Source organism: Staphylococcus auricularis (assembly GCF_051172115.1).
Lineage (GTDB): Bacteria > Bacillota > Bacilli > Staphylococcales > Staphylococcaceae > Staphylococcus > Staphylococcus auricularis_A.
Map to the genome: position 1 here is coordinate 1 of NZ_JBPIZN010000003.1, position 13,483 is coordinate 13,483.

The window sequence follows — 13,483 nt, forward strand, 5'->3', positions numbered from 1 at the left end:
TAGGCACGCCGCCAGCGTTCATCCTGAGCCAGGATCAAACTCTCCATATAAAATATATGATGTTTGATTAGCTCATATTTGCTAAATGTGTTTCTTCAACACTTGTTCAATCAACGATTGAATCGTTGTTTATTGGAATTAACGTTGACATATCGTCATTCAGTTTTCAATGTTCATTTCTTCAAGAAATCGCTAATTCATTTTAACACATCGTTTATGTCATGTCAACAAAAACTTTATGTTCTTAACAATCAATTAACAATACTTTAATAATGATAAATTATTAATCAAAAATTATCAAGTATAACTTTTACACTTTATAATTATTATTTAATAATGCATCGCCGTTTAAAAACGACATGCTATATCATATCAACTCTCTAACCCTTTGTCAATACTCTTTTTTACTTAATGTGCAAAACAGTATTCTGAAGTTTTATCTGTTTTGCTCACAAAATATTATTCTACCATCTTATCTCTAAAATGCAAGAGAAAACGCACAAAAAATCTAATTTTTGTGCGTTTAAAAATGGATGATTTACACATTCATATTACTTTATACTTTAGATAGTATTATTTACTCGTTTTATCTATAATTTGTTGCGCCATAGATTGATAGATTTTACCTAAACGATCATCAGGTTGATAGATTGAAGGAGAAAAGTCTTTAGGGTCCCATGAAGGTTGTTCTAAAGGTAACTCGCCTAATAGATCGGTACCGAGTTCTTGAGCGAGTTTCGCACCGCCACCTTTACCGAATACATATTCTTTGTTACCTGTTTCTTTGCTTTCAAAGTAAGACATATTTTCAATAACACCTAAAATAGAATGCTCTGTATGTTTGGCCATCGCCCCAGCACGAGCAGCGACAAATGCAGCTGTCGGATGCGGTGTTGTTACAATTAATTCTTTACTTGAAGGTAACATCGTATGTACGTCTAGCGCTACATCACCTGTACCAGGTGGTAAATCAAGAATTAAGTAGTCTAATTCTCCCCATCTCACTTCTACAAAGAAATTGTTAAGCATTTTTCCTAACATAGGACCACGCCAAATAACCGGTGCATTTTCCTCTACAAAGAATGCCATAGAAATGACTTTAACACCGTGACGTTCTACAGGAATAATTTCTTTACCTTCTACTCCTGGTTTGACATCGATGCCCATCATATCTGGGACACTGAATCCATAAATATCAGCATCTACCAATCCTACTTTTTTACCTTCTCTTGCTAATGATACGGCAAGGTTAACCGCTACAGTAGATTTACCTACCCCACCTTTACCAGAGGCGATAGCGATAAATTCTACTGGATTATCTTTAGAGAGTAACCCTTCGATTGTTTGAGGTTTTTTCTTTTGTGGACCTCTATATTTTTCAATCACGCTCGGTGGTAATTCTTCAAAACGGATACCTACTGTATGTGCCCCATTATCTTTTAATTTTTGAACAACAGCCATTTGTAAATCGAGTTGAGGTTTTCCTCCAAGTTGTGCCATCGCAAGTTTTACGCTGACATGATCGATTTCTTCTTTTATGGAAACATTAACGATACCGTTTGTTTCTTTTAGTGGTGCATCGATAATTGGATCTTTGATCTCACCTAATAATTCTTTTACTTCTTCTATCGATAACACGACGAATCCCCCTCAGTTATGCTTATTATTTATCAATAATCGTAAATTTCGCTCTTCTTTCACTTACTTTTAAAGATAGTATACGTTTTATTATAATACAAAAAAAGAAGTTAGCTCAATGACTACATGAGCAAACTTCTCTATTATCAGAGCCGTTTAGCCTTTTTATTTTAAAATTACAGATACGTACCACAAATAATTCATAGTTCGCGTGCGTTGGGTTGTTTCGGGCTGCGTTGTTCTTTAATAAATAATGCGACGATAAATGCTATGGTCACTAATACTGAAACGACCATAAATGACAGGTCTACACCATTCGCAGTAGCTTGGCGTTCTACCATTGTCGCGCTCGCATGCTGATTGGGATCTGGTTTAAATAATTCTGAACCAATCGTCATTAATGTAACCATTAACGCTGTACCTAATGAGCCTGCAGTCACACGAGCAAAGTTACCGATAGCTGTTCCATGAGAAATATTTTCATTCGATAACGCATTGATACCCGCTGTATTTAACGGCATCATGATGAACGATATTGATACCATTCTTAATGTGTAAATCACAAGTAAATACCAATAAGGTGTATCGGCACGTAAGAAACATAGCGCAACAGTAAATGTGATTAACATCGTGAAACCAACTAAAATGAGTGGTTTCACCCCATAGTTATCAAAAATTTTACCTGTAACGACCGACATCATCCCATTAAGTAACGCCCCGGGCATGATCACTAAACCTGACAACAACGCAGATAAACCTAATACATGTTGGACGTAAATCGGAATAATCAATGCTGGGCCGACCATTGATAACATGACTAGCATGGTTGAAATAGTGGTTAACGCAAACACTTTATTTTTAAATACGACTAAATTCAATAAAGGGTTCGGAATTGTTAATTGACGACGAATAAATGCGGCGATGATAAACAAGCTGACGATAAGTGCAATAATGACGATTGGATGTGAAAAACCGACGCTACCTGCACTACTAAATGCATATAACATTAACCCGAATCCTAATGTTGAATAAATCACAGAACGAATATCTAGTTTCGTATCTTTAGTTTCGTTGTAACTTTCTATGTGTCTCATTCCAAAAATAAAGACAACAGAAGCCACGGCTACGATGATGAAGAACGGTACTCTCCAACTTGCGATATCCACCACAAATCCTGAAATCGTTGGACCGATCGCAGGTGCAAACTGAATGACTAATCCAGCTAATCCCATCGCAAAACCACGTTCACCTTTCGGGAAAAGCATGAACAAAGTGAACTGCATGAGTGGCATGATAATCCCTGCACCCATCGCTTGAACGACACGCGCAAACATTAATAAACCGAAGTTCGGGGACAGTGCCGCGATGATGGAACCCACTAAAAAGATTCCCATAGCCATGAGGTATAACGGTCTTGTTTTAATTCGCTCAATTAAAAATGCAGTCAACGGTATCATCACACCATTGACTAACATAAAACCGGTAACTAACCATTGAGATGTATTCTCTGTAATATTTAAGCCTTCCATGATTGAGGGTAAGGCTGTATTTAATAATGTTTGATTTAAGATTGCCATGAAAGCACTAATTAACATAGTTACGACAATCATCATTTTCGTTGATTTTGGAACGACGCTTTCAGACATGAAGCCACTTCCTTTAGTTGTAGTAACACATTATTAAACCAAAGCACGTACATCAAAGCAAATATATTGCCTATAATATTTTATTTTTTGTTTAAATTTTCACCGTCTGGATAGAACACTTCTTTACATACATAGAGCACCACAACAATCAACATAACGACCCAAAAGTCGATTTTAATATTCGTAAAATGTATATGTACGATGCTATAAAAGAGTAATACAGTGATACCACAAGAAATTAAATGATACGTCATCCCATTAAAATACGCGTTATTGGGCACCTTTTTACGTAAAAAGTCCATTGTATGTTCAACGAAAAATAGCACGAAATACCCTAAGATAATATAGCTGCCATAATAAACTAAATTATTAAAAAAGCCTTTATCATAGGTGAAATCTGCTAAATTTAAATACAGTAAGATTCTACTTAACCCGTATAAACCAAAACCAAGAAACACGAGGAATGTGGCACCGGATAAAATAAAAATTGAGAGTACAATAAATCTTGTTAAAATATATCTGACATATTTCACTGCTTATTTAACCTCCCAATTTATATATTTATGATTTCACTGTGTACTAATAATCTTATCTTAAGGATAACATCATCTTTCCGTGTTACTAAATATACCCGTATGTTTGAAACGAATCAGCCATAACACGATCAATAATGTAAGCATAATGAACGTCATTAATACGATATTTTGTATTTCTGAAGACGTAAATACGACAGAAAGTGTATAGATATAGCCCATAACTGTAGCACCTACCGAGCTGCCTAAACTTTTTGTGAGGGCATAGAGAGACATCATCCGCTTCATGTTCGCCTCTGAAGATTCTTCTTGTATAATCACACTGTCTTTCGTATAAATCGTACCAAAGCTAAAGCCTGCCAATAATAAACTCAACGCGATAAATAATGGCGCTGTTGCACCGATAAATACGAGTGCCCCACATACATAAAGCAGTGTGAATGCAAAGATATAAATCCCTTTGCGTGTAAAATGAACCTCTATCTTGTCGAGCGTCATATTTAAAATGAGCCATGCGAATGAGAGTGGAAAGACGGTGAGACCACTTTGAAGTGGAGATAATCCGATTTCCTCCTGAAGATACACATGCATATATAAGTTATAACCCATCAACATGAAAGCATAACAAAAATCAGTGAAAAATATTAAAGTCGCTGTTTTGTTAAATTCAACAACCGGTATAAAGGGTTTAGTCTGACGATGTTCAAAGCGATATAAAATATATCCGACCACGAACATGAGTATCAATGCTATAACATTGATTACCAAGTGTATCTGATTCATGACCGCAAACAAGAAGCATGCAATCATAAGATAGAATAACATCATACCACGCATATCTAGTTTTGATTCTGCTGTGGTAGATTCATTTTCAAAATGGAACGTCGCAAAAACAAGAATCAATGCGAGCATCGCAATAGGTACATTGACAAAAAAAAGCCAATGCCAAGTCGCAAATTCTAAAATGCCACCACCAAGGAGTGGTCCGATAATACTAGCTATACCCCATACACTACCGACAATACCCATCACTTTGTATCTGAGAGGAATTTCAAATGCCAGTTTAGGCACAATCTGTCCGAGCGCCATCAAAACACCTGCACCTAACCCTTGAAGGAAGCGTGAAATGATCAATATCGTGAAAGTTGGACTCAAGCCAGAAAACAAGCTCCCTATCGTAAATAAGATCAATCCAATAACTGATAGATAGATAATTTTCGTGCGTTCTAACAATTCACCTACTATAGGCGTCGCAATAACGATTGCAATGAAATAGACAGAGAAAATAAGTGAAACTGAGCCTTTCACATGCAAATCATCGCTAATCGTTGGAATGGCTAACGACACAATAGAAGACTCAATCGCTGCCATAAACATGCTTAATACAAGTGCAGTAACAATCCCTATCTCTTTTAACCCGAGTCTATTCGTCATGTTATGTATAACCTCCTCTAACATCATTATCTGTATATATGGTTTTTGTACGGAAGCTCTCATGGATCATATCAAATCTATCAGACCATTTTTATATGTATATGGATTTAATTGAAATGATAAAAGACTGCGACGTTTCTCCTGTCCCAGTCTCATTGCATCATTCCTCATTGCGCCACATATCACTATACAACAGTATTTACCGCTTCAGGGGTTGATCTAACCCCCTACACCTTCATTCTGTAGGTTAATAGATGAAATAAACGATAGCGATAAAATGACATATAGAAGCACCGATAATAAACAAGTGCCATATCATGTGGAAATACGGTTTATGTTTTTGTGCATAGAACCACGCCCCTATGGTATACGCCACGCCACCGAGTACGATAAATAGTATAAAAGCAAATGACGTATCTCTAATAATAATAGGCACAAATAGCACACCTATCCAGCCCATAACTAGATACATGACGAGGCTCAATTTAGGGTTAACATTTTTCGATAATGCTTTATATAAAATACCCCATATCGTAATCCCCCACAGTAATATCATGGTGCCCCATCCGATCCAGCCACCAACAACAATCATACACACCGGTGTATATGTCCCGGAGATTGCTATATAAATCATGCTGTGATCAAGGATCCTTAAGATGTATTTATGCGCTGATTGATTCGCCATTGAGTGATAAACCGTCGATGTAATAAACATCATAAAGATACTGATCACAAAGATGGATACACTAATGGATGCCATTGCGCCCCCATGGATAAAGCTGTAGACGGCCGCATAGGGCAGTGCACACAACGCTAAAAATGCTGCTGCGCCGTGTGAAACTGCATTCCCGATTTCTTCTCCAAAAGATAACGGAATGATTTCTTTAAACGAATGTACGATATGCTTCTTATTATTCACACCTTGGGCATGGCTCATAAACAACCTCCATCTTTAGATTAAATTCATGCGTTTTAGATCAGCTGTTGCTGTTTCGACGCTATCTTTACCTTCTTTATTCTTGAGTGGTGAAAACTCTTCTTCTCTATCGACTTGGAGTGTGATAAAGCTTGATGCGCATTGGAAAATATCGAAATAAAAAAGTTCGAATTTCAATGTAGGTCTTTCGATCACACCAAAATCATCATCTAATTGTTTCATTGTTTTAACAGCCAAGTGATATGACAACGGTTCATTGACCACTTTTCTAATAAAGGAAAGTTTAAAGGCATGAATACCAATATTTGCGTTATGGAATTGGTTCGCTGTTGCTTCTTCTAGCTCAGAATATTCGAGCACTGTATCTTTTTCATCTTTGCTTACGAGTCTGCCTACACTCTCTCCTTCATTTGGTTCGATTGATTTTGTTGTCACGTCTTTACTATGGTGGTATGTAAATCCTGCAAACATTAAATCTAACACTTTGACGAGCACATTATCGACGTTATTTAAGAAAATGTACTCTACCCCATTGTCTTCCATTTGTTCTAAATAACCGGCGTCATCCAACGCTTTAAAAACACCACCGTTACCGTTTGGAATTTCAAGAATATTACTATCTTGATCTAAAACAAGTCTGCCTTCTTCATTTAACGCAACCATGTTTTCTTGATTGAAGAAATGAATGTGTGAAGCGTCATAGCCAAAGTAATCTTTTTCTTCAAAGTACAATTCTGTTTCTCGCTGATTGATATCACTCGTCATGATATACCAATCGACGGGCTGACCAGTCAGTTCTTTCAATTGAAGGAGTTGTTTGGCTTGGAGTTCAAACAAACTCGTTTCTTCAATTTCGAACGTTCCTTTTGGACCTTTGAAACCTAGACGTGTCCCTTGACCTCCAGCTAATAAAACCACCGCGAATTTTCCTTTTTCTATCGCTTCTAGACCAATCTTTTCATATCGCTCTATGTCTTCATCTGACTTGTCTCTTTTGACTTCATAATTAATTTCTTGTACATCTGGTACTTCCGACATTTTTTCTTTATTCACATATAAATCTTGATAAAGATTATGGATGGCTTCGAGATCTAACGTTTTAAGTTTTTCTTCGAGTTCTTCTTTTTCGTTCGTACTCATTAACTTCTTAAATTCTATAAGATGATGCTGATTATATTTCTCTAATTCTTTATTATTCAATGTAATTCTCTCCTTAATATTCAAAGAATTAACTTTTGTTCGTGCTTTGTCCCATTTATATATATAGGAAACGGTATGATTCACGTTCAACGATGACCACTTATTTTAGCTCGATATCAGTTTCTTTAATCAACACGAGCCAGCAATAACCTTTACATATTCATCATGAACGTCGAATGTTTTCCTTATTTACTACCCCAAAATTTAATACTTACTATGTACGCTGTTCACTTTTCTATACTGTGAAGCGTTATAAGGATATATCATATTCTCCATTTAATTTACTATATAATCAACAATACGTACAATATAAGGCTGAAAAAGTACATAAATCGCACCGATGAATAAAGCTGAAGCTAGCGACAAATCAACCATACCACCCGTTTTAAAATGAATTGGAAAGCGAATCGTTATCGGCAACGGATATAAGAACTTCACGCCTCGGGGTGTCAACATATCAAGTATAACATGTGACAACATCGCAAGGATAATCACAGTAAAATAAGGTATAGGTGTTTGTATAAAATATAATAAAATAGCTATTAATACCATGAATATGAGTGAGTGGGTAAATGTCCTATGTCCAAATAAAATACGTACGATCCAACTCACGACTTTAAACCGCCGCCCGAATTTACTTTTCGTATGACATATATCAGGTAGTAAACTTGCCATAACGGCTAAAATAATGACCGTGATTGAAGTGAACAAGTCGGTTTGATAATAATCTGTACATAATGTCCCAATCAGTAACCCGCACGTTGCATGTGTCTTACCAATCATAATATTACTCCTTTATGTAATGCCCATATTCTAGCACATTCTAACTAAAAACGCGAACATACTTTCGTATAGATTGAGTATAGCACATATTAAAAAAGTATCACATAATGCTTGAAAACGATTGCACATTGTTATATGATGAGGGCACAAAATATTTTAAGGATGTGTTCATATATGGCAATGACAGTTAAGAAAAATGAAAACGAAGTAAATATTCAATGGCGAGTTGCTGATATTAAAATTCCAACTAACCAAATTAAAAACATCTCACAAGATCAAGACATCCATGCCGTACCGGATTTAGATGCAAGTAAAGTATCACGTATCGGCTCAACTTTCGGTAAAACAAACCGTGTCATCATCGATACTGACAACCATGAATACATTATTTATACACATAATGATCAAAAAGTATACAACGAATTAACAAAATAACGTTACACATAGATAAAGCCGCTAAACCTTCGTAGAATACGAAAGTCTAGCGGCTTTATTATATGCACACAAGATTATAACAATGCTCAAACAGGCTGAGGTCGCATACATTTGACCTCAGCCTGTTTCTTATTTTATTAGCAGAATCATTCAATTTCTTAGACTCAGCTGCTTAGTTAATCTTATTTCACTATAAAAATATCAAAACATGTATCTCTATTAACCGAAGTATAGATGAGCCATAAGTGAAATGATTGGTAATGCGATAATCGTTCTGACTAAGAAAATCACGAATAGTCTAAAGATGCTTACAGGTATTTTAGAACCTAGAATCACGCCCCCCACTTCAGATAAGTAGATGAGCTGCGTAATACTTAACGCACCTACGATAAAGTAAGTAATTTCATTGTTCACACCATCAATCAAAATCGATGGTAAGAACATATCCGCAAAACCAATGAGTACGGTTTCTGATGCTCTAGCTGCTTCTGGTACTTGCAGTAATTCAAGGAATGGTACAAACGGTTTACCAATCCACATAAATATTGGTGTGTAGTTTGCAATGATCGTCGCAATGGTACCGATACTCATAACGACAGGAAGAATAACGAACCACATGTCTACAACCGTTTTCAATCCTGATTTAAAGAACTCAACAATACCTGGTGCTTTAATCCCTTGTTCTGTCGCTTGTTCAAAGCCATGTTTCATAGCAGATTTACCTTCAGGCAGTTTCTCTGTTCTCGCTTCTTCAGGTACATCTTTCGCATATTCATCAGGCACTTTATTCAATGGCCAAATACGAGGTAATATCACTGCACAAACAATACATGAAACAATCACCGTTAAGTAGAAATAAAAGAAGTGATTACTCATATGCACTGTATCAGCCACGACGATTGCAAATGTTAAAGATACCACACTAAACGTCGTCGCAATGACTGTCGCTTCACGTCTTGAATAAAAGCCACCTGTATATTGTTTACTCGTAATAAGTACCCCTACTGTGCCATCACCGATGAATGAAGCTAAGTTATCAACCGTTGAACGGCCCGGTAAGGTAAACAAAGGTCTCATAATTGGTCTGAAAATCGGTCCAAGTAATTCCAATAATCCGTATTCCATTAATAACGGTAAAAATAATGCTGCAAATAAGAATACAGTCACTAAAGTTGGTAATAAACTTGAAAATACTAAGCCACCTGTATCTTCGGAGTAGATGACCTCTGTACCTAATTTAAAGTAAACCATCCATGCAAAGACAACAGCAAGTAATCTTAAGATGAGCCAAACCCAGTTGACTTTAAAAGCGCTCTCCATTAAAGAGTTGGGTTTGATTTTATCCTTTAAAATCGTTGAACAGACTAACGTTAATATTCCGGACACTGTGACAATTGCTAATATAATGATAGGCATCCCGTCGCCTATCGCATTTTTAAGTAAATTGGCGAGATATGCAACCGGTAAAGTGGCTTGCTTTTCTCCATCTTCTACAACCGGTACAGGCGTTAAAAACAAAATGATACCGAGTAAAGACATGGTGATGAATTTAATACGCCCTTTGATAATCTCGCTCTTAGAATAGTTATTCATTTACATACACCTCTCAGGTGGCTACACAGGAATATAACCGCGTTTAATAATATAGCCATAATTATAACTCATTATGTATAATTATGTAAATTCGCGGCTTATATTAAATTTGTGTCATCCTACATTTATTGTGAATTATTTAACTTATAATGGCGTTTATCATTTATTTCACTTTATATGAAAGCGTTTGCAAATGCAATAGCTAATCTCATTTTTAAACTTACATTTTTCTGAGTAAGAATAAGAAGTAAGGAACCCCAACGATTGCAACGATTACACCGACTGGAATATCAAGTGGTGGATGAATACCACGAGATAAGCTATCACTGATCAATAGGATAATCGCACCTACCAAACCTGACATGCATATGACATGAATATATTTGTGTCCGACGATTGATCTCGCAATGTGTGGTGATATAAGTCCAAGGAAACTCAATCCCCCAACGACAGCAATCGAAGAACCAGCGAGCACGACAGCAAGGAATAGGAGTAACATTTTAATACCTTGTACTTTGGCACCTAATCCTGTCGCAACGTCATCCCCTAGTGCGAGGATATCTAGTTTTCGACTAAAGTAAATGATAAACGGTAAGACGATAATAAACCATGGTAGCACAATACCTACGTCAGCTAAGTCATGACCATAAAGACTTCCTGTTAACCATACAAGTGCGGTATTCGCATCCATAGGGTTACGTATGAGTAAAAATTGAACAATGGCCGTACAAATTGCACCAATGGCTAATCCGATCAGTGCTAGTCTTGAGCCCTTAACGTTAAATTTTGAAATGAGTATAGTTAAGAAAATACTGATGATGAGTGCACCAATGAATGAACTAAACGGTAGTAAAAAGAGTGGTGCTGAAGGGAATAACATGATGACGATAACCGCAGTTAAGCTCGCCCCTTTTGTAATACCGATGACATCTGGAGACGCAAGTTCATTTTTAACCACACCTTGAATCAACGCACCTGAGACGGCTAAGCTCACCCCTACGATAAATCCAAGTAACATCCGAGGTAAACGATACTCAGTCAAAATAAAATCATCTAACGTAAAAATATGACTTAAAATATGTGAAGGTGTTAAAAAGACTGTACCTACAGATAAACTCGCGAACGCAGCTACGATGAGTAGGATGACTGCGATGGTGTACTTCATCGTTAGATGTCTATTCATTCTTGTCTCACCCCTCTAACTGTAATAAATAAGAAGTATGTTGCACCGAGAAATGCAGTAACGATCCCTACAGGTGATTCAAATGGATAAGTGATATAACGACTCAACACATCTGATACGAGTAACAAATCAGCACCGATAATCATCGTTAACGGTACGCTATACATGTAATTACGTGGTACATAGTGCTTAACGAGATGCGGTACGATTAATCCAACGAACCCAATCGGACCTGCTATAGAAGCCGAACTACCAGCTAATATCACAACGAGGAGACCGATGATAATACGAATAAACGTAACATTTTGTCCTAGACCACGTGCCATCGTATCACCCAGTTCTAAGATAGATAACTGACGTGACATTAAAATCGTTACGAAGAATGCGAGAATCAGCCATGGGATAATGCTCAATACAGCAGTCCATTTTAATGTAGAAAGTGAACCAACCAACCAGAACATGACTCTCGTTGTTGAATCTTCGTTAAGTAAGATGATCCCTTCTGTTAAACTTGAGAAGAAGAGATGGATGGCCATCCCTGCTAATGCAAGCTTCACAGGCGTAATGGCTTTTGTAGATCCTGATAACAGGTAGACCACTAAGCCACCTAGAAATGCTCCGACAAATGCGAATAATGTATCCCATGGTGCAAGCGCCGGAACAAGCATCGTAATAAGGACTATCACAAACGATGCCCCTGCGTTAATCCCAAATATTTGTGGTGATGCGAGTGGGTTGCGTGTCATGATCTGCATGAGTAGCCCTGCGAGACCGAGCGCCGCCCCGATGACAATCGCACCAATCATACGCGGCATACGTACATTATGGATAATAAAGGTTTGTTTGGTATCAGTGCCTTGCAAAATATAATCAATCACATCACGACTAGAAATAGATGAAGAACCTAATACTAAACTTAAGAAAGCTGTTAAAAAAAGAACGCATACACTCACTATAAAAGTGAGTGTGATGCGCGTGCTTGATTGTTTTTTCAATTGTAAATCTTGCTTATTTTTATGTCCCATAGATCAAGTCACCTTATTTTTGTTGACCGCTATCTTCATTGTTTTCTTTAGAAATCTCTACTAATTCTTTAGCGATTTCTTCTGAAGATATCAATCCACGAGCACGTGCCCAAGTATTACGATCTACTGTGTTAACACGGTCATTTTTAACAGCATCTAAATCTTGCCAAACTTTGCTTTCAGTTTGTTTTTTGTAGTCAGGATCGTCGTCGCCTTTATCTACCATGATGAACATACGACCAGGATCGATATCAGAAAGGACTTCTTCATTGATTTGTAAGTAAGGTCCTTGGAGATATTTAGATAAGTTTTCAGTTTCTGTTTTATCTAAGGCGTTATTGAAACCAAGTTCTTTTAAGAATTGGCCCACATAAGAACTTTCAGGGTGACCAAGTAAACCTGATTTAGAAGCAACTGCTGCAAGTACAGGGTCATCTTTATCTAACTTAATTTCTTTTTTGTATTTGTCTATTTTATCGTTGTGTTCGTCAAGGCGTTCTTGACCTTCTTTTTCTTTACCTACTGCTTTAGCAATTGTTTCGAAAGCGTCTAAGTTTTCTTTGTAGTCACTGTCAAAACTTGGAAGCACTAGGGTTGGTGCAATTTTTTCTAAATCTTTTTTGATGCCTTTGTGACGGTTGTTATCAGCGATGATTAAATCTGGATTTAAATCACTGATTTTTTCTAAACTTGGTTGTTTACGTGCACCGACTGATGTGTAATCACCAATTTTGTCACGAATTGGTTCTAAGATACGAGATTTATCGTCATCATCTGCAACACCGACTGGTTTAATACCTAATGCTGCTAATGAATCCACAAATGAGAACTCAAGTGCTACAACACGTTTAGGGTTTTTCTTAACTTCTGTTGTACCATCTTTTGTCTTAATTGTTACTGTATCTTTAGATTCTTTATCATTATCAGAATCTGATGATTTACCGTCATTACCATTACCACATGCAGTTACAAGTACTAATGATAAGGCTAAAAGCAAAATACCGAAAAATTTTAAATTTTTCTTCATAACCTTCACTCCTTAATATGTATCGCTTTCATGATAAGTATAGCGATAA

General features: G+C 36.8%; 12 protein-coding genes. 1 reads left to right on the forward strand and 11 read right to left on the reverse strand.

All coding sequences use genetic code 11. From position 1 onward, the window contains the following. Nucleotides 1–573 precede the first annotated feature (573 nt). The 7 genes from ACSBRB_RS06370 to ACSBRB_RS06400 all read right to left on the reverse strand — a co-directional run bounded on the left by ACSBRB_RS06370 (nucleotide 574) and on the right by ACSBRB_RS06400 (nucleotide 8,171). Complete coding sequence (locus ACSBRB_RS06370; RefSeq protein ID WP_435032104.1) at nucleotides 574–1,638, reverse strand: Mrp/NBP35 family ATP-binding protein; 1,065 nt, start codon at nucleotides 1,636–1,638, stop codon at nucleotides 574–576. 200 nt (nucleotides 1,639–1,838) lie between these two features. Then, a complete protein-coding gene (locus tag ACSBRB_RS06375; protein ID WP_435032106.1) occupies nucleotides 1,839–3,284 on the reverse strand; it encodes an MDR family MFS transporter in 1,446 nt (481 codons plus the stop codon). A gap of 80 nt (nucleotides 3,285–3,364) precedes the next feature. Beyond that, nucleotides 3,365–3,817 carry a SepA family multidrug efflux transporter gene (locus ACSBRB_RS06380; RefSeq protein ID WP_435032107.1) on the reverse strand — a complete coding sequence of 151 codons (453 nt, stop codon included), beginning with the start codon at nucleotides 3,815–3,817 and terminating at the stop codon, nucleotides 3,365–3,367. 72 nt (nucleotides 3,818–3,889) lie between these two features. Continuing rightward, complete coding sequence (gene sdrM / locus ACSBRB_RS06385; RefSeq protein WP_435032108.1) at nucleotides 3,890–5,251, reverse strand: multidrug efflux MFS transporter SdrM; 1,362 nt, start codon at nucleotides 5,249–5,251, stop codon at nucleotides 3,890–3,892. 247 nt (nucleotides 5,252–5,498) lie between these two features. Continuing rightward, complete coding sequence (gene trhA, locus ACSBRB_RS06390; RefSeq protein WP_435032109.1) at nucleotides 5,499–6,188, reverse strand: PAQR family membrane homeostasis protein TrhA; 690 nt, start codon at nucleotides 6,186–6,188, stop codon at nucleotides 5,499–5,501. 15 nt (nucleotides 6,189–6,203) lie between these two features. After that, nucleotides 6,204–7,328, reverse strand: coding sequence for a UTP--glucose-1-phosphate uridylyltransferase (locus ACSBRB_RS06395; RefSeq protein ID WP_435032343.1), 1,125 nt, complete (start codon nucleotides 7,326–7,328; stop codon nucleotides 6,204–6,206). 336 nt (nucleotides 7,329–7,664) lie between these two features. Further along, a complete protein-coding gene (locus ACSBRB_RS06400) occupies nucleotides 7,665–8,171 on the reverse strand; it encodes a metal-dependent hydrolase (protein WP_435032110.1) in 507 nt (168 codons plus the stop codon). A 174-nt stretch (nucleotides 8,172–8,345) separates the two neighbouring features. Between ACSBRB_RS06400 and ACSBRB_RS06405 the strand changes: the two genes are divergently transcribed. Beyond that, nucleotides 8,346–8,606, forward strand: a complete 261-nt coding sequence (locus tag ACSBRB_RS06405) for a SunI/YnzG family protein (protein ID WP_435032111.1) — start codon at nucleotides 8,346–8,348, stop codon at nucleotides 8,604–8,606. 219 nt (nucleotides 8,607–8,825) lie between these two features. On the opposite strand, the gene ACSBRB_RS06410 is transcribed toward ACSBRB_RS06405, so the two are convergent. The 4 genes from ACSBRB_RS06410 to ACSBRB_RS06425 all read right to left on the reverse strand — a co-directional run bounded on the left by ACSBRB_RS06410 (nucleotide 8,826) and on the right by ACSBRB_RS06425 (nucleotide 13,434). Continuing rightward, nucleotides 8,826–10,199, reverse strand: coding sequence for a YjiH family protein (locus ACSBRB_RS06410; RefSeq protein ID WP_435032112.1), 1,374 nt, complete (start codon nucleotides 10,197–10,199; stop codon nucleotides 8,826–8,828). 220 nt (nucleotides 10,200–10,419) lie between these two features. Continuing rightward, nucleotides 10,420–11,382 (reverse strand): FecCD family ABC transporter permease, encoded by a 963-nt coding sequence (locus ACSBRB_RS06415; RefSeq protein ID WP_059107609.1) that lies wholly within the window; start codon nucleotides 11,380–11,382, stop codon nucleotides 10,420–10,422. Beyond that, nucleotides 11,379–12,407: a FecCD family ABC transporter permease gene (locus ACSBRB_RS06420; protein ID WP_435032113.1), complete on the reverse strand. Its 1,029-nt coding sequence runs from the start codon at nucleotides 12,405–12,407 to the stop codon at nucleotides 11,379–11,381. The genes ACSBRB_RS06415 and ACSBRB_RS06420 overlap by 4 nt, the downstream gene beginning before the upstream one ends. A gap of 13 nt (nucleotides 12,408–12,420) precedes the next feature. After that, nucleotides 12,421–13,434: an ABC transporter substrate-binding protein gene (locus ACSBRB_RS06425; RefSeq protein ID WP_435032114.1), complete on the reverse strand. Its 1,014-nt coding sequence runs from the start codon at nucleotides 13,432–13,434 to the stop codon at nucleotides 12,421–12,423. Nucleotides 13,435–13,483 lie beyond the last annotated feature (49 nt).